This window comes from Zestomonas insulae, assembly GCF_016901015.1.
Taxonomy (GTDB): Bacteria; Pseudomonadota; Gammaproteobacteria; order Pseudomonadales; family Pseudomonadaceae; genus Aquipseudomonas; species Aquipseudomonas insulae.
Genome location: NZ_JAFEUP010000004.1, coordinates 156,792 through 175,089, shown reverse-complemented (window position 1 = coordinate 175,089; position 18,298 = coordinate 156,792). Strand labels below are relative to the sequence as shown.

The window sequence follows — 18,298 nt, the reverse complement described above, 5'->3', positions numbered from 1 at the left end:
AATTGATCGGCGAGACGCGGGGCGTGGACAGGTGAGCGACACTTCACTAGCGTTTTGCGGGTCACTAGTGCATCGATCGCTGCAGGGCAGCTCGCCGAATGTTGCGCACCTGGGTGTATTTCCTCGTTGTCATGGCCGCCCTGTACCTGGCCGCCTGCCTCGTGCTGTTCGTATTCCAGCGCTCGCTGATTTATTTCCCCCAGCCGCGCGCGGAAACGGTGCCCGCCACGCTGCTCAAACTCTCGGTGGACGGCGTGGAGGTGCTGGTCTCCAGCCGGCCGCATGCGGGGCCGAAGGCGCTGATCTACTTCGGTGGTAATGCCGAAGACGCGACCTACAACCTGCCGTCGTTCGCCCTGGCCTTTCCGGATCACGCCATCTACCTGCTGCACTATCGGGGCTTTGGTGGCAGCGCCGGTGCGCCGTCGGAAGCGGCGATTCAGCGCGATGCACAGGCACTGTTCGACCAGGTGTACGCCAGCCACCGGGAGGTCACGCTGGTCGGGCGCAGCCTGGGCTCGGGCGTTGCGGTGCATCTGGCCAGCGAGCGGCCGGCGGCGCGGCTGGTCCTGGTGACGCCCTACAGCAGCGTGCTGGAACTGGCTCAGCAGCAGTTCCCCTATTTCCCGGTGCGTTGGCTGCTGCGCGACCGATTCGAGTCGTGGCGTTACGCCACACACATCCGCGTACCGACGTTACTGATTGCCGCGGAGCACGACGAGGTGATCCCGCGTGCCAGCACCGAGCGTCTATATCGGCACTTCGCGACGGGCGTGGCGACGCTGCGGGTGATCCCCGACGTGGGGCACAACAGCATTTCCGAGAGCCCGCAGTACCTCAAACTGCTCGGCGAGGGCCTGTGAGCGTCGTGACGGGCTGACTCGAGGCCGGATAGCGCGGCACTACTCACCCAGGTGATCGCCATCGCAGAGGCGACTTACTGTAAAAATCGTATTAAATTCAATGCCGTAGCGTGGTAGTCACCCTATGAGGTGATGCTGCAAATCACACGAGAAGGCGCTATTTGGCGCCGGACCAGCTGAATAGCATGCGCTCTCCAATCGAACATCTGATGGAGTAAGTACCGCATGCCAACAACAACAATGCGCGGGCAATTTCGACCGCATGCTCTGGCGATGGCCGTCACCCTGGTGGTGGCCTCTCAGGCACAGGCCGTTTCGTTCAACATCGGGGAGATAGAAGGGCAGTTCGACTCATCGCTGTCGGTGGGCGCCAGCTGGTCGACCCGCGCAGCTGATCCTGACTTCGTGTCCAACTTCAACCCGGCATTTGGCAATGGCTCCGGGCCGAGCGCCACCGGGACCACGGCGAACGGCAAGGGCAAGGCAGCCTCCCGCACCGCCGACGACGGTCGCGTGAACTTCAAGAAAGGTGAAACCTTCTCGAAGATCTTCAAGGGCATCCATGACCTCGAACTGAAGTACGGCGACAGCGGTGCATTCATGCGCGGCAAGTACTGGTACGACTTCGAACTGAAGGACGAACATCGCCTGTTCTACGACATCGACGACAGCGGTCGCGATCGCGCCGCCAAGTCTTCGGGCACCCAGTTGCTCGATGCCTTCGTCTATCACAACTACAGCATCGGCGAGCTGCCAGGCAGCGTGCGCGTCGGTAAGCAGGTGGTGAGCTGGGGTGAAAGCACCTTCATCCAGAACAGCATCAACTCGATCAACCCGTTGGACGTCGCGGCCCTGCGCCGCCCGGGTTCGGAGGTCAAAGAAGGCCTGATCCCGGTCAACATGTTCTACATGTCGCAGAACTTCAGCGAAAACGTCAGTGCCGAAGCCTTCTATCAAATCGAGTGGGAAGCCACCGTCACTGACAACTGCGGCACGTTCTTCGCCGGGGCTGATCCGCTGCAGCAAGGCTGCAACGATCGCCTGGTGTTCGCCGGTCCGGACCTGGCGCCTGGTGAGTCCACAAACAGCGTCGCCGGGGCGCTGGCCGGGACAAGCAGCGTCTATATGCCGCGCCTCAAGGACAAGGATGCCCGCGATGGCGGCCAGTTCGGCGTGGCCCTGCGCTGGTTCGTGCCGGAGCTGAACGACACCGAGTTCGGCGCCTACGCATTGAACTACCACAGCCGCAACCCGAACCTCAGCTTCAACCAGACCACGACCGCCTTCTCCAACGGTGGCGGTAACGCTGTCGCGGCCGCCGCGAACCAGCTCACCCGGGTCACCACCGCGCGCTACTTCTGGGAATATCCGGAAGACGTTCGCCTCTACGGTCTGAGCTTCGCCACCAACCTGGAAGGCGTCGCACTGGGTGGCGAGATGAGCTACCGGCCGAACATGCCGCTGCAGATCAACACCGCCGACCTGAACTTCGCTGCCATTACTCAGCCTGGGCGGGTAAACGGCGGAGCCGCGTTCATCTCGCCCGTCTTCGCAGGTGGCGGCGCTACGCCGGGTGCGGGCAACTACGTGGCAGGCTACAAGCGCATGCCGGTCTTCCAGACGCAGCTGAGCGCGACCAAGTTCATCGACCAGATTATGGGTGCCAGCCGCCTGACCCTGGTGGGCGAGGTGGGTTACAACCGCATCAGTGGCTTGGGCGATACCAATGGCACGGACATCCGTTTCGGCCGTAGCCCGATCTTCGGTGGTGGCCAGATGATCGATTCCGGTCCTGGTGGCGCTACCGTCAACTCGAACGCTTGCGTGGGCACCAGCGTCGGCCTGCCGAATGCCAGCAACCCGGCGCAGGAGTGCAACGACAAGGGCTACTACACCAGCAGTTCGTGGGGTTACCGCGGTCGCGCCATCCTCAACTACAGCAACGTGATCGCCGGTATCAACCTGTCGCCCAGCCTGGCCTGGTCGCATGACGTCGACGGCCGTGGCCCGAACTTCGAAGAAGGCAGCAAGGCCATCAGCATTGGCCTGGATGCCGAATACGCCAACACCTACACCGCCAGCCTCAGTTACACCGACTTCTTTGGCGGCGACTTCGCCGTCAACACCGATCGTGACTTCGTGGCACTCAGCTTTGGCGTGAACTTCTGACGGCAAACAGGCAAGGAACTACAGCATGAAAACAACAACAATGATGCATATCGGCGCCCTGGCGCTGTCTCTGTTGGCCAGCAGCGTGATGGCGGCGGTCTCTCCGCAGGAAGCCGCCCAGCTCGGCACCAGCCTGACGCCATTGGGTGGCCAGAAAGACGGCAACGCCGACGGCAGCATCCCGGCCTGGACCGGTGGTCTGGAGCCGGGTGCGGCACCGGTCAGCAATGGTTTCCTGGGCGATCCGTTCGCTGGCGAGAAGCCGCTGTTCGTGATCACCGCGGCCAACGCCGAGCAGTACAAGGACAAGCTCACCCCCGGCCAGCTGGCGATGTTCAAGCGCTACGCCAGCAGCTACAAGATCCCGGTGTACAAGACCCAGCGCACCGCCGCTGCACCGCAGGAAATCTACGAGGCAGCCAAGAAAAGCGCGGTGACCGCCGAGCTGATCAACGACGGCAACGGCCTGGGTAACTTCGCCGCCTCGCGCTACTACCCGTTCCCGTTCCCGAAAACCGGCGTCGAAGTGGTGTGGAACCACATGACCCGCTATCGCGGCAAGAACCAGAGCCGTCTGACCGCCCAGGCGGCGCCGCAGACCGGCGGCTCGTTCACCATCGTCGAGACCGAGGATGAAGTCGCCTACCCGCAGCTGATGCAGGGCGTCGACAAGGCCAAGGGCGACAACGTGCTGTTCTACTACAAGCAGCGGGTCACCGCGCCGGCGCGCATGGCCGGTAACGTGCTGCTGGTCCACGAGACCATCGACCAGCTCAAGGACCCGCGCATGGCCTGGGTTTACAACGCCGGTCAGCGCCGCGTGCGCCGCGCCCCGCAGGTAGCCTACGACGGTCCGGGCACCGCCGCAGACGGTATGCGTACCGCCGACAACGCCGACATGTACAACGGTTCGCCGGACCGCTACGACTGGAAGCTGGTCGGCAAGCAGGAGCTGTACATCCCCTACAACAACTACAAGCTGGGCTCGCCGTCGGTGAAGTACGCCGACATCATCAAGCCGGGGCACATCAACCAGGACCTGGCGCGCTACGAGTTGCACCGCGTCTGGCACGTGGTCGGCACGCTGAAGAGCGGCGAGCGACACATCTACGCCAAGCGTGACATGTACTTCGACGAAGACAGCTGGCAGCTCAGCGAAGTTGACCACTACGACGGTCGTGGCCAGCTGTGGCGGGTCGGCGAAGGCTATTCGATCAACGAATACGAGCAGGGTATCTCGCAGTACGCGGCGATTGGCCTGTATGACCTGATCGCCGGCCGTTACCTGGTCTGGGGCATGAACAACGAGGCCAAGCGCGGCATCCAGTACGGGATGACCCCCAACGCTTCGGACTTCACCCCGGCGGCCCTGCGCAACGCAGGGATTCGCTAAGCTGCACCACGCCACCGCCCAGCCCAGGGCGGTGGCGTGCTTGGTGGGACGCCCTCACAGGAGGTAGTCCCTCCGCTACTCCCTACGACCGATTGTCCAGTTGACGCCGCAGATGTTCTTCTCTCGGCCTACAACAATCCGGTCAGCGGGTGCCCCATGTCCAGTTTCAGCACCAGCCTCGTCCTTCCTGGCGAAGGCTTCCAGCGTTTGCCCGAACTGCCTTCCACGCACCTGCCACGTAGCCGCCTGGTCGAACTGTTTCTGCACAGCCCCCGACGCCTGCGCCTGCTCTGCGGGCCGGCCGGCTTCGGCAAAACCCTGCTGATTACCGAAGCACTGCACTGTGCGGCATCACCGCGGCACCTGTGGCTGCGCTTGAACGGCAAGCCATTGAACCTCGCCGAGTTCACGGTGCGGATCGCCGAGGAGCTGGGTGTCGAACGCAGCCAGGCGCTGCGCGTGCTGGAACACCAGGCCCAACCGCTGTGGCTGATCCTCGACGACTATCCCGTGCAGGCGCGCAGCGATCTCGACGATTGGCTCGAGCGTCTGCTGATGAAGCCGGGCACGCAGCTGCAAGTGGTGGTCAGCAGCCGCCAGCGGCCGGATTGGAACTTGCCGCGACTGTTGCTCGATGACCAGTTGCTGCAACTCGGCACCAGCCAACTGGCCTTCACCCGTGACGAATTCGACGCCCTGGCCGACGCGCTGAGCCCGCACCTGCCCGTTGCCCTGCGTGATGAATACTGGCAACACAGTCTCGGCTGGTGCGCCGGCAGCCGGCTGTTGCTGGCCCAGCAGCAGCCCGACGAGGCCGAAGTGTGGCTGCGTGAGTACCTGGAGTTCGAACTGTTGCCGCGCCTGGGCGAGGAGGAGGCTGCCTTGCTGTTCAGCTTGGCGCATGTGCCGAAGTTCTCCGCCGAAGTTTGCGAGGCGATGTGGGAGGGTGGGGGTGCTGCACTGTTCCTGCGCCTGCTGCATGGCCAAAGCCTGTTCATACCGCTCGGCCAAGCCGGCTGGTACCGCGCATTGCCGATGGTTGCGCAGGCGTTGCAGAGTCGCTTGAGCGGCGCGGAGCTGAATCGACTGCGTCTGCGCGCCTGTCGGGCACTCAATGCCCACGGCCAGGTCGATGAGGCCATCGAACTGGCCTTGCGCGCCGGCCAGCCGGAAGTGGCGGCAGCCTACATGCGCAGCCTCGGCCTCGACTGGCTGCTGACCGACAATCACCTCAAGCTGCTCCTCGAATGGCGCGAAAAACTGCCGACCGATTTGCTGGAAAGCACCCCGCGGCTGATCTGCCAGAACGCCCGCGCCTTGCTGCTGGGCTGGCGACTGGACGAGGCGCAGGCCTGCCTCGCACGCCTGGGTAATTTTCTGCCGCAACCGTCAGCGGAGCTCAATCGTCGTCTGCTCGCCCACTGGCAGGCGCTGTATGGCGCGGTGGAAGGCATGCGCGGTAATGCGCGGGTCGCACGCGAGCACTGTCATGGGGCGCTGGCTACGCTGCGCGACAGTGACTGGCGGGCAACCCTGCTGTGTTGCTCGACGCTCGGACGTATCGCCATGGCCACCGGCCAGGCCGATGAAGCGCGGCGGTTGCTCGAGACCGGCATCGAGCTGGCGCGCCGCCAGGGCTGCATGGCCAGCGAGGTGCTGCTCAATTGCGACCGCATCCGCCAGGCGCTGCTGGCCGGCGAGTTCGGGGCGGCTGCGGAGTTGATCGACGAGTCGCGCAGCCTGGTCGAAAACGGTGGGCGCCGCGACAGCCTGCAACTCGGTCGTTTGAACCTGCTGCAGGGCGAACTCGAGTTTCTGCGCGGCGCGCTGGTCGCCGGGGAAAGCGCGATGCTCGCCGGCCTCTGCCATGCACGAGAGGCGGCCGATCCGTTTGCCCTGCACGGCTACCTCGGCCTGGTGGAGGTCGCGTCCGCGCGTGGCGATCTGGTGCGCGCGCGGGCCTATCTCGCCGAGGCCGAACGGCAGATGCACTGCGCCAATGTGGAGGAGGCGTGCTACCAGGGTGCGTTTCGCCTGCACGTCATGCGTCTGCTCGCGCGGCACAACGAATGGCAGCAGGTGCTCGACATCGCGCGTCGGAATGGCGAGCAATCGAGCGGTGCGACGGCGCGTCTGGCACCGCTGCATGCGCCGTCCTTGCTGCAGCGCAACGAATTCCACCTGGCCCTGGCCGAGTGCGCCACGGGACAGGTTAGCGAAGGTCGCCTGCGCCTCAAGGCGCTGCGCCGCAGTTGCGAGCAGATGCGCTTTCTGCGCCTCGCCCGCGAAGCACAGAAGGCACTCGCCTGGGTGGAGAAGGTGGCCATCGAGCTGCGCAATAGCTCGGCGCAGGAGCAGCCGGCCTTGAACGCCGATCTCGCCCAGGGCCTGCAAAGCTGGCTGGCGCAAACCCCGGTGGCCATCGAGCGCAGCTTGCCCGGCACGCGAGCCGAGAAGAGCGACGCGACCGGTTGCCCGCTGTCTGCGCGTGAACTGGAAGTGCTCAAGCTGCTGGCGCAGGGCCTGTCCAATGACGAGGTCGGCACGCGCCTATTCATTTCGCTGAACACCGTGAAAACCCACACCAAGAAGATCAACACCAAGCTCGGCGTCCAACGCCGTACTCAGGCCATCATGCAGGCCAAGGCACTGGGCATCCTCGCCTAACAGCGCCGCGTCGCGGCGCGCCGGCTCAGTCGAGCAGGCCGCGCGCGCGGGCGATGGCCACCGCTTCGGTACGCCCCTGGGCACCGAGCTTGGCATTGATGTTGCGCAGGTGGGTCTTCACGGTGAATTCCGAGAGGAACATCTTCTCGGCGATCACCTTGTTGCGATTGCCGGCGGCAAGCAGGCGCACCACCTCCAGCTCGCGAGTGGTCAGCGCTTCCTGCGGGATACCGCCCTTGTGATGACCACCGGCATCGGTGTTGCCGCCACTGCGCTGCAGCAGGCGGCCGAGGAATTGCGGCTCGATGCCCAGGCTGCTGCTGGCACTCTGGAAGGATACGGCCCAGCGCTGCAGCAACTCGGCGAGCGGTTGGCCTTCGTCGAGGAATGTGCGCATGAAGCCTTCCTGGCTGGCAAAGCGCAGTGCCTGGGTCAGCTCCTCGAAGGCTTCCGTCTGCTGATCCAGGCCATCCAGCGCCAGGGCCAGCAACAGGCGGGTCTTCAGCACGCGGCGCAAGCGCTGGCGTTGCTGATAGAAGTCGATCTCGCCGCGCAGCACGGCAGCCGCTTCGGCGTACTTGCCCTGCACGATGTGCAGGCGCTGGCGCAGCAGCAGCGGGGTGTCCACGTCGTTGGCGTAGAACATGATTTCCGGGCTTTCCCAGTCGCCATCGAGTTCGGCCATCTTCAGCAGGTACTCGGCGCTGTCCGCGCGGTTTTCCAGTAGCGCGACGCGCGCGCGCTCCAGCCAGGCCGAGCAGACCATGCGCGACGAACCGGCTTGCTGACCGATCTGTTCGAGGTCGGCGAGGTAGCGCTGGTGGGTGTTGCGCTCGCCGCGCAGGTAGGCGATCCGCGCTAACACCACGTGGCTGGTGATCATCGAGTCCGGCGGGCAGGTGTCTTTGACATGCGGCAGGGCGCTGGTCAGCCGCTGTTCGGCTTCCTCGAGCTGGTCCGACTCGTAGAGCATCATCGATAGCATGACGTCCGGGACCGGGTTGGCGGCCAGGACTTTGCCGGTGTTGCGATCACTCGCGCGCTCGAAGGCGATCTGCGTGCGCGCCAGCGCGGTGCCCAGGCGGCCCTGCAGCAAGTCGATGTGGCACTCGATGGAGCCGGCGACGGTGCGCATCAGCGTCGAGCTGCGCTGCGCATCGCGCAGAGTGGCGCGGGAGAGCAGGCGGCGTGCCTCGTCGTAGCGGCCGGTGCTTACCATGCTGTAGGCGAGTACGTTGGCCACCGTGGTGTACTGGAATACCTCGCCCACCGGCAACCGCTCGATGTGCTGAACCCCGGCTGCGTAGCAATCCTCCATGCGGTCGGTGAGGACCAGCACCAGACAGCGAATGGTTTCCGCCTCCAGCGCAAAGGACGGCAGACCTTCGCGTTCCTGCATGCGCTCGAGGCGTTCGACCCAGTTCATCGCCTCGCGGTAACGACGGTGCACGGCCAGGGTCCAGGCGTAGGCCAGGCCCACGCGCGGGTACTGTTCGAGGACTTCCACCGGCAGCTGGTCGGCCCAGCGCAATAGCAGGCGCGAGCGCCCGGCGTCGGTCAGCTCATGGACGTGCAGGTCGAACTGCGTGGCGGCTTCCAGGGTGGCGCCGGCCTGCAGCAGGTGGTCGATGGCGGGCACCGGTCGCTGCTCCGCCAGGTACCAGGCGGCGGCGTTGCGGTGCAGGGTCTTGGCCCGACCGGGCTGGCGGCGCTCCAGGGCGTCGCGCAGAAAGCTGGCGAACAGACTGTGGTAGCGGAACCACTGGTGTTCGTTGTCGAGCGAGAAGATGAACAGGTTGTTGCGTTCCAGCTGCTCGAGCATCCCGGCGCTGTCCGCGCAGCCGGTCACCGCGTCGCACAGCGCCGCATTGAACTGGTTGAGGATGCTGCTATCGAGCAGGAACTGCCGGCAGTCCTCGCTCTGGCGCGCCAGGATGTCCTCGGTGAGGTACTCGGCGAGCTCCAGGTTGGAGCCGGAGAACGAGGCGACGAAGGCGGCGTGCTCCTGGCGCCCCTGCAACGACAGGCTGGCCAGATAAAGGGCGGTCACCCAGCCCTCGGTGCAGCGATACAGCGTGGCGATCTCCGCATCGGCCAGTGGCAGCGCGTGCTTGTCGCGGATGAAACGGGTCGCTTCGTCGAGCGAGAAGCGTAGCGCGCTGGGGTTGATCTCCAGCAGCTGGCCCCGCGCCCGCAGGCGGCCGAGGCCGATGTCCGGGGTCGAGCGCGAGGTGATCAGCAGCACGCCGCACGGCGGCATGTGTTCGAGCATCTGCTGGATGAAGTCCAGCAGCGGCGGGTTCTGCAGGGTCTCGAGCTCGTCGAGGAAGATCGCGAACGGCTCGTCGATGGCATTCAGTCGCTCCAGCAGATCCTGGCTCAGCTCAGTGCTGTCGTGCTCTTCCGCATCTGCCGGTTCGAGGGCGCGCAGACCGATGTCCAGATGGGCGAGAAAGCGCTCCAGGTCGTTGTCGGCCGCATCGATGTTCAGCCACAGGGTCTTGCGGCCGCTGGCCAGGCAGCGCTCGTGGTACTGCTGCATCAGCGTGGTCTTGCCGAAGCCGGCGGCGGCGCGGATGAGGATCAGGCGCTTGCCGTCGGTATCGTCCATCTGAGCGAGCAGGTCTTCGCGCAGCAGGCGGCTGCTCATGGCTGCCGGCGGCGCCAGCTTGGTGGTCTGGATACGGGGAGCGTGCTGGCGGCTGCGCGCGGCGCGATGGTCCGCGCGGGCGGCGCCTGGGGGGAGGGTCGAATGACTAGACATGAAAACTCCACTTCCAACGCGTGCAGACGGGGGTGAGCCCCTTCCATCTGGAACAAAACGGCGTACTGAAGAGCGCAGATTCTGCCACGTGCTGCTGATCACGCCCGTAGTTCGTTTGGAGTATACGCGCGGCCAACCGCACGAACGGGTGATGCGCCAGACCGCGCCGGCGTGCTCTGCCTGGCGCAGCAGGGGCGTTGCGCGCGCCCTGCGGTGGCGCCTAAGGACTTGCGGCTCGCGCCGCGGACTACTCGGTTGAATGCTCCGAACGACCGATGGTTGCTGGCGACGCGCTGCGGATACTCACCGGCTGTTTCCGTCGGCCCACCCCGAGCAGCCGGCGGCGCCCTATTACAAGAGAGGCAGCCCCCATGGATCAGACTTTTGACTTTATCGTCGTCGGCGCCGGTTCCGCCGGTTCCGCCGGCTGTGCCGTCGCCGCGCGCCTGGCTGAAGCCGGTGGCGCCACGGTGGCATTGCTGGAAACCGGCGGCCAGGATCACAGCCCGCTGGTCACTACGCCCGTAGGCATCGCGCTGGTCATTCCGCGCAAAGGTGAATTCAACTACGCCTACGAGAGCCAGCCGCAGCCGAGCATTGCCGGCCGTGCCAGCTACCTGCCGCGCGGTCGCGGCCTGGGTGGCAGCTCGTCGATCAACGGCATGCTCTACCTGCGTGGCACGCCCTCGGACTACGACGGCTGGGCGCAGCAGGGCTGCGACGGCTGGAGCTGGCAGGACGTGCTGCCTTACTTCAAGCGCGCCGAGAACAACGAACGGGTTGCCGGGCGCGACGACGATGCCCTGCATGGCGGCAGCGGCCCGCTGCACGTCACCGATCCGCGCTCGCCGTGCTCCTACGCGCGCCACTTCATCGAGGCGGCGGCCAGCGCCGGCTACCCCTACAACCACGACTTCAACGGCCCGCGCCAGGAAGGTGTCGGCTACTTCCAGGTCACCCAGCGCAACGGTGAGCGCTGGAACGCCGCGCGTGCCTACCTGCACCAGGGCGATCGCAACGACAGCGCGTTCAACGGCGGCCGCCGCAACCTGCAGGTGCTGACCGGGACGCGGGCGCTGCGCGTGGTCTTCGAGGGCAAGCGTGCGGTTGGCGTGCTGGTCGAGCTTGATGGCGCCGAAGTGCTGCTGCGCGCCCGTCGCGAAGTGATCCTCAGTGCCGGTGCCCTGGTGTCGCCGCAGCTGCTGCTGGTTTCCGGCGTTGGCCCGGCAGCCGAGCTGCAGGCGCACGGCATCGAGGTTGTGCAGGACTCGCCGCAAGTGGGCAAGAACCTGCAGGAACACCCGGACCTGATCCTGCACAAGCGCAAGTTCAGCACCGACCTGTTCGGCGTCACGCTACGCGGCCTGCTCAGCTACGCCTGGCAACTGCTGAAGTACCGGCGCGAGCGCGGCGGTCTGTTCACCCGCACCTTCACTGAGGCAGGGGCCTTCCTGAAGACCGATCCGAGCCTGGCCGAGCCGGACGTGCAACTACACTTCGTGATGTCTTCCGGCGACAACCACGGGCGCACCTTCCACTACGGCAGCGGTTACTCGGTGCACGTCTGCGTGCTGCGCCCGCACAGCCGTGGCGAGGTGCGCCTGCGCTCGCGCGACATGCGTGACGACCCGTTGATCGAGCTCAACCTGCTCAAGGACGAGCGCGACATGGCGACCATGCTCAGGGGCGCGAAGCTCGTCCACCGCATCCTCGAGCAACCGGCGCTGACCCGTTTCGGCGGCAAGCCGCTGTTCCATGGCCACCTGGCGTTCGACGGCCGCGACGACGAGGCGGTCAAGCAGATGATTCGCCAGCACGCCGACAACGTGTACCACCCGGTCGGCACCTGCCGGATGGGCAGCGACAGCGAGTCGGTGGTCGACGTGCGCCTGCGTGTGCGCGGTGTCGAAGGCCTGCGGGTAGTCGATGCCTCGATCATGCCGGCCCAGGTCGGCGGCAACACCAACGCGCCGGTGATCATGATCGGCGAGAAAGCCGCCGACCTGATCCTCGCCGACTGGCGCGTGCAGGCCGTTGCCGAGCCGCAGGCCGAGGCGGCGCTGAGCTGAGTCGAGGGCCGGGCGGCGGCCCTGCGCCGCGCCCGGTCTACTCCATTCGAATCAGTTTCTAATCCCTTTCTAGTTCACTCATTCGACCGACGCGACCGCATGACGCAGTGCGTAGCATCGATAGCACAACAACAAATGATCCAGGAGAGCTTTATGTACCTGACTCAGGGCCTGCACCGCATGCTGCAGATGAATCCCGCAGCGCTGGCCACCGTGTTCCGTGGCCGCCGTCGCAGCTATGGCGAACTCGCAGCGCGAGTCGCACGCCTGGCCAGCGGCCTGCAAGGCCTGGGCATGCAGGTGGGCGACCGGGTCGGCATGCTCGGCCTGAACTCCGATCATTTCCTCGAGTACATGCTCGGCACCTGGTGGGGCGGCGGCGTGCTCAATCCGGTGAACATCCGTTGGAGCGTGCCGGAGATCGTCTATTCGCTGGACGACTGCGACACCCGCATCCTGCTGGTCGACGACAACTTCCTGCACATGGCCGAAGGCATCGCTTCGATGGCCAAGGTGCGTCCGGTACTGATCCATGCCGGCGACGGTCCGGCGCCGGCCGGCATGCTCTCGCTGGAGCAGCTGATCCACGACAGCGCGCCAATCGACGACATGGCGCGCGGCGGCAATGACCTGGCCAGCATCATGTACACCGGCGGCACCACCGGCCGACCGAAGGGCGTGATGCAGTCGCACCTGAACCTCTGGTCCTCGGCGGTCGGCCGCATGGCCGAGCACAACATCACGCCGAACACCAGCGTGCTGCATGTGGCGCCGATGTTCCACACGGCCTGCATGGCGCGGGTCGTCACCCAGGTGATCGTCGGCCAGCCGCACGTGTTCGTGCCGACCTTCGACGCCCTCGACGTGCTGCGCACCATCGAAAGCGAGAAGGTCTTCGACATCCTCCTGGTGCCGACCATGCTGCAGGCGATGATCGCCCACCCGGACTTCGGCAAATACGACATCAGCAGCCTCAAGCGCCTGACCTACGGCGCCTCGCCGATTGCCGCGCCGGTGCTCGAACGCGCCCTGGAGCTGATGCCCGGCATCGAGTTCCAGCAAGGTTACGGGATGACCGAAACCTCTCCGGTGATCTCCATCAGTGGCTCGGAGAACCATAGCGCTGCAGGTATCGCCAACGGTCGGGTGCGCTCGGCGGGTCGCCCAGCACTGTGCGTCACCGTGCGGGTAGTCGATGAAGCCGGCATCGAAGTGCCGCGCGGCACCGTGGGTGAACTCATCGCGCGCGGCCCGAACGTCATGCTCGGTTACTGGAACCGCCCGGAAGAAACCGCCGAAGCACTCCGCGATGGTTGGATGCACACCGGTGATGGCGCCTATATGGACGAGGATGGCTACCTGTTCATCGTCGATCGCCTCAAGGACATGATCGTGACCGGCGGCGAGAACGTCTATTCCGCGGAAGTCGAAAGCGCCGTGGCCGGTCATCCGGCGGTGGCCGCCTGCGCGGTGATCGGCGTGCCCAGCGAGCAGTGGGGCGAGGCGGTGCATGCGGTGGTGGTGCTCAAGCCCGGCCTGGAAGTGAGTAGCGAAGAAGTCATCGCCCACTGCCGCCAGCGCATCGCCGGCTACAAGTGCCCGAAGTCGGTGGACTTCGTCAACGCGCTGCCCATCTCCGGCGCCGGCAAGGTGCTCAAGCGCGAACTGCGCGAGCCCTACTGGAAGGATCGCAAGCACGGCGTGAACTGACCGCAGCCGCCGGCGCAGTTGCGCCGCTCGGTCACTTCTTCCACCGAATCGAGGCTTCACCATGCATTTGACCCAAGGTCTGCACACTTCCATCCAGATGACCCCCGATGCGGTAGCGAGCATTTACCGTGGTCGCCGTCGTACCTATCGCGAGTTGGGCGATCGCGTGGCGCGCCTGGCGGCCGGGCTTCGCGGCCTGGGCCTTGGCGAGGGTGAACGGATCGGCATGCTGGCGCTGAACTCCGACCGTTACCAGGAGTACATGCTGGCCGGCTGGTGGGCCGGGGCAGTGCTCAACCCGGTGAACTACCGTTGGAGCGTGCCGGAAATCGTCTATTCGCTTGACGACTGCGACACCCGCTTCCTGATCGTCGATGACCAGCACCTGCCGCTGATCGAGGGCATCCTCGCCACCGCCAAACACCAGCCGGTCCTGATCCACGCCGGTGACGGCGAGACGCCAGCCGGCATGCACTCCTTCGAGCAACTGATCGCCGAATCCGCGCCGATGGAAGACAGCTGGCGCGGTGGCGAAGACCTGGCGGTGATCATGTACACCGGCGGCACCACCGGTCTCCCCAAAGGCGTGATGCTGACCCACCGCTGCCTGTGGTCCTGCGCCCTGATGCGTATGACGACATGTCCGGTGGACCGCGACTCGTTGGTGCTGATCACCTCGCCAATGTTCCATGTCGCCGGTATGGGGTTGGTTGCCCAGCGGCTGATCGCCGGTGCGCCGAATGCCTATCTTCCCTTCTACGAAGTGGTCGAGGTGCTGGAAACCATTCAGCGCGAGCGAATCACTGAAGCCATGCTGGTGCCGACGATGCTCCAGGCCCTGCTGGCGCATCCCAAGTTTGCCGAAACCGACCTGAGCAGCCTCAAGCGGATCAGCTACGGCGCCGCACCGATCAACGCCGCCGTGCTTGAGCGGGCGCTGGAGCTGTTGCCGGCCGGCGTCGAGTTCACCCACGCCTATGGCATGACCGAAAATTGTGGGCCGGTGACACTCAATCTGCATGAGAACCATGGCCCGGAAGGGCGTGCCAGCGGTCTTTACCGCTCGGCAGGGCGGGCAATCGCCGGCCTGCAGCTGAAGATTGCCGACGAGCAGGGCCAGGAGCTGCCACGTGGCAGCGTCGGCGAGATCCTCCTCAAGGGCCCGTCGCTGATGCAGGGCTACTGGGGCAAGCCGGAAGAGACTGCCAAGGCGCTGCAGAACGGCTGGTTCAGTAGCGGAGACGCCGCCTATATGGACGCGCAAGGCTATGTATTCGTCGTCGACCGGGTCAAGGACATGATCGTCTCCGGCGGCGAGAACGTGTACTCCGCCGAGGTGGAGAACGTGCTGGCCAAGCACCCAGCGGTGGCGCTCTGCGCGGTGATCGGCATTCCCCACGACACCTGGGGCGAGGCGGTCCACGCGGTGGTCACCCTGAAGCCGGGCGCCACGCTGGGCGCAGACGAACTGCGCGCGCACTGCCGCGAATTCATCGCCGGCTACAAGTGCCCGAAATCCGTGGAGTTCCGCGACACGCTGCCGCTGTCCGGAGCCGGAAAGATCCTCAAGCGCGACCTGCGCGAACCCTTTTGGAAAGGCAAGGCCCGCGCCGTCAACTGACTGCACGGTGACCATCCATCACTCGGAGAAAGAGCTATGAGCAACAAAGTAGTGGTCGCCGGCGTCGGCATGATCCAGTTCACCAAACCGGGCCAGAGTGACGAATACCACGTCATGGGCGCCAATGCCGCCAAGGCCGCGCTGGCCGATGCCGGCATCGACTACGCGCTGGTCCAGCAGGCCTACGTCGGTTACGTCTATGGCGACTCCACCTGCGGCCAGGCCGCGGTGTACGGCGTCGGCCTGACCGGCATCCCGGTGATCAACGTCAACAACAACTGCTCGACCGGCTCCACCGCGCTGTACCTGGCCCGCCAGGCCGTGGCCAGCGGTGCCATCGACTGCGCCATCGCCCTCGGCTTCGAGCAGATGGTGCCGGGCGCGCTGAAAGGCGCCTACACCGACCGCACCGGCCCGATGGACCGCTTCGCCAAGACCATGAGCCAGATCCAGGGCTTCGACGAGCAGGCGCCGCGTGCCGCGCAGTTCTTCGGCGGCGCCGGGCGTGCCTACATGCAGGAATACGGCATCAGCCGCGAAGTCTTCGCCAAGATTCGCGCCAAGGCCAGCCAGCACGCCGCACGCAACCCGCTGGCGGTGTTCCGCAACGTGGTGAGCGTCGAGGAAGTCATGGCCTCGCCGATGATCTTCGATCCACTGACCCGTCTGCAGTGCTGCCCGCCGACCTGTGGCGCGGCTGCCGCGATCGTCTGCTCGGAAGCCTTCGCCAAGAAGCACGGCCTGAACACCGACGTGGTGATCGCCGGCCAGTCGATGACCACCGACCGCAACAGCACCTTCGACGAAGCCGACATGCGCAAAGTGGTCGGCTACGACATGACCCGCAACGCCGCGCTGAGCGTGTTCGAGCAGGCCGGTGTCGGCCCGCAGGACATCCAGGTCGTCGAGCTGCACGACTGCTTCACCGCCAACGAACTGATCACCTACGAAGGCCTGATGCTGACCCCGGAAGGCACTGCCGAGAAGTTCATCGCCGACGGCGACAACACCTACGGCGGCCGCGTGGTCACCAACCCGTCCGGCGGCCTGCTCTCCAAGGGCCACCCGCTGGGCGCCACCGGCCTCGCCCAGTGCTTCGAGCTGACCCGTCAGCTGCGCGGCACCGCCGACGCCACCCAGGTCGAAGGCGCGCGCTTCGCCCTGCAACACAACCTCGGTCTGGGCGGCGCCTGCGTCGTCACCCTGTACCAGCGTCAGTAATCCCTGGAGCACTTCGCATGATCGACAAGAGCCATATCGGCGCCGTGGTTTCCAACCACACCCAGGAGGTCGAAGCCGGCCGCCTGCGTTTCTTCGCCAAGGCCACCGGCCAGCATGACCCGCGCTACAGCGACGCCGAGGCGGCGCGTGCCGCCGGTTACAAGCACCTGCCGGTGCCGCCGACCTTCCTGTTCTGCTTGGACATGGAAGCCGGTGGTTCGAGCTCGATGCTCAGCCGCCTGAAGATCGACCTCGGCAAGATCCTCCACGGTGAGCAGAGCTTCACCTACCACCAGATGGCCTACGTCGGTGATCGCCTGACCTTCGAAAGCAAGATCGTCGACATCTACGACAAGAAGGGCGGCGCCCTCGAGTTCGTGGTCCGCGAAACCCGCGTGACCAACGCCGCGGGCGATCTGGTGGCGGAGCTGCGTAACAGCCTCGTCGTGCGTAATTGAGGAGCCGAGCATGAACCTTGCCCAAATCGAAGTCGGCTACGAGCTGCCGGCGTTCACCACCGAACCGATCAACCGCACGACCCTGGCGCTGTATTGCGGCGCCTCGGGCGACCACAACCCGATCCACGTCGACATCGACTTCGCCAAGAAAGCCGGCATGCCCGACGTGTTCGCCCACGGCATGTTGTCGATGGCCTACCTGGCTCGCCTGCTGACCAACTGGGTGGCGCAGGAACAGCTGCGCCACTACTCGGTGCGCTTCGTCGCCATCACCCACCTGCAGGACCAGATCACCTGTTCCGGCAAGGTCGTCGAGAAGGATGAAGCGGCCGGCACCGTGCGCCTGGAGATCACCACTCGCAACCAGGCGGGCGAAATCAAACTCAGCGGCGAAGCCATCGTCGCGCTCAACGCTTGAATCCAGAGGAGAACATCATGAGCAAGAAACTCGAAGGCAAAGTTGCCCTGATCACCGGTTCCGGCCGTGGCATCGGCCGTGAAGTGGCCCTGCAACTGGCTGCCCTGGGCGCCAAGATCGTCATCAACGACCTCGATCAGGAGCCGGCCGAGCAGACCGTCGCCGACATCCGTGCCGCCGGTGGCGAAGCCGTTGCCTGCATCGGCAGCGTGACCGCGGATGATTTCGCCGATCGCCTGCTGAAGACCGCCATGGACTCCTTCGGCAGCGTCGACATCATCGTCAACAACGCCGGCTTCACCTGGGACAACGTGATCCAGAAGATGACCGACGAGCAGTGGGACGCCATCATCGGCTGCCACCTGACCGCACCGTTCCGCATCCTGCGTGCCGCCCAGCCGATCTTCAGCGCCCTGGCCAAGAAAGACGCCGCCGAAGGCCGCGAAGTGCTGCGCAAAGTGGTCAACATCTCCTCCGGCGCCGCCGGTGGCAACGCCGGTCAGGCCAACTACTCGTCGGCCAAGGCCGGCATCCTCGGCATGACCAAGGCGCTGGCCAAGGAGTGGGGCCGCTACAAGGTCAACGTCAACGCCGTTGCCTTCGGCCTGATCGACACCCGCCTGACCCAGGCGCTGGCCGGCGACGACAGCAAGACCGTCAACATCGAAGGCCGCGAAATCAAGGTCGGTGTGCAGCAGGCACGCCTCGACGCCGCCAGCGTGACCATCCCGCTCGGTCGTCCGGGCAAGGCCACCGAAGCCGCCGGTGCCGTGGTGCTGTTCTGCCTGCCGGAGTCCGACTACTGCTCCGGCCAGACCATCTACTGCGGTGGCGGCCCAGGCGCCAACTTCTAAGCCATAACGGTTGATGCGTGACCGTGCGGCGCCACGCCGGCGCCGCACGGACTAACGAATTTTCTTGTACTGCCAACGAATGCCCAGAGGA

At 65.4% G+C, this 18,298-nt stretch carries 12 protein-coding genes; 11 read left to right on the top strand and 1 reads right to left on the bottom strand.

Features of this window, described 5'->3' with window-relative positions:
* Window positions 1-98: 98 nt before the first annotated feature.
* From JQX08_RS14325 to JQX08_RS14310, 4 genes are all read left to right on the top strand, one after another.
* A complete protein-coding gene (locus JQX08_RS14325) occupies window positions 99-863 on the top strand; it encodes an alpha/beta hydrolase (protein WP_205349075.1) in 765 nt (254 codons plus the stop codon).
* A gap of 225 nt (window positions 864-1,088) precedes the next feature.
* Window positions 1,089-3,032, top strand: a complete 1,944-nt coding sequence (locus JQX08_RS14320; protein WP_205349074.1) for a DUF1302 domain-containing protein — start codon at window positions 1,089-1,091, stop codon at window positions 3,030-3,032.
* A gap of 25 nt (window positions 3,033-3,057) precedes the next feature.
* Complete coding sequence (locus JQX08_RS14315; protein ID WP_205349073.1) at window positions 3,058-4,425, top strand: DUF1329 domain-containing protein; 1,368 nt, start codon at window positions 3,058-3,060, stop codon at window positions 4,423-4,425.
* Window positions 4,426-4,581: 156 nt separating this feature from the next.
* Window positions 4,582-7,092 carry a LuxR C-terminal-related transcriptional regulator gene (locus JQX08_RS14310; protein ID WP_205349072.1) on the top strand — a complete coding sequence of 837 codons (2,511 nt, stop codon included), beginning with the start codon at window positions 4,582-4,584 and terminating at the stop codon, window positions 7,090-7,092.
* A gap of 25 nt (window positions 7,093-7,117) precedes the next feature.
* Here JQX08_RS14310 and JQX08_RS14305 read toward each other — a convergent pair whose 3' ends face one another.
* On the bottom strand, window positions 7,118-9,856 hold the full coding sequence (locus JQX08_RS14305; RefSeq protein ID WP_205349071.1) for a winged helix-turn-helix domain-containing protein: 2,739 nt from the start codon (window positions 9,854-9,856) through the stop codon (window positions 7,118-7,120).
* A 371-nt stretch (window positions 9,857-10,227) separates the two neighbouring features.
* Here JQX08_RS14305 and JQX08_RS14300 point away from each other — a divergent pair, with 371 nt between their 5' ends.
* From JQX08_RS14300 to JQX08_RS14270, 7 genes are all read left to right on the top strand, one after another.
* Window positions 10,228-11,925, top strand: a complete 1,698-nt coding sequence (locus tag JQX08_RS14300) for a GMC family oxidoreductase (protein ID WP_205349070.1) — start codon at window positions 10,228-10,230, stop codon at window positions 11,923-11,925.
* A gap of 153 nt (window positions 11,926-12,078) precedes the next feature.
* A complete protein-coding gene (locus JQX08_RS14295; RefSeq protein ID WP_205349069.1) occupies window positions 12,079-13,635 on the top strand; it encodes an acyl-CoA synthetase in 1,557 nt (518 codons plus the stop codon).
* 61 nt (window positions 13,636-13,696) lie between these two features.
* Entirely contained in the window at window positions 13,697-15,256 is a 1,560-nt protein-coding gene (locus JQX08_RS14290) for a long-chain-fatty-acid--CoA ligase (RefSeq protein WP_205349068.1), read from the top strand.
* A gap of 36 nt (window positions 15,257-15,292) precedes the next feature.
* Complete coding sequence (locus JQX08_RS14285) at window positions 15,293-16,477, top strand: lipid-transfer protein (protein ID WP_205349067.1); 1,185 nt, start codon at window positions 15,293-15,295, stop codon at window positions 16,475-16,477.
* A 17-nt stretch (window positions 16,478-16,494) separates the two neighbouring features.
* Window positions 16,495-16,935 carry a MaoC family dehydratase N-terminal domain-containing protein gene (locus JQX08_RS14280; RefSeq protein ID WP_205349066.1) on the top strand — a complete coding sequence of 147 codons (441 nt, stop codon included), beginning with the start codon at window positions 16,495-16,497 and terminating at the stop codon, window positions 16,933-16,935.
* Window positions 16,936-16,945: 10 nt separating this feature from the next.
* Window positions 16,946-17,353 (top strand): MaoC family dehydratase, encoded by a 408-nt coding sequence (locus JQX08_RS14275; RefSeq protein ID WP_205349065.1) that lies wholly within the window; start codon window positions 16,946-16,948, stop codon window positions 17,351-17,353.
* A 17-nt stretch (window positions 17,354-17,370) separates the two neighbouring features.
* Entirely contained in the window at window positions 17,371-18,207 is an 837-nt protein-coding gene (locus tag JQX08_RS14270; RefSeq protein ID WP_205349064.1) for an SDR family NAD(P)-dependent oxidoreductase, read from the top strand.
* Window positions 18,208-18,298: the final 91 nt, after the last annotated feature.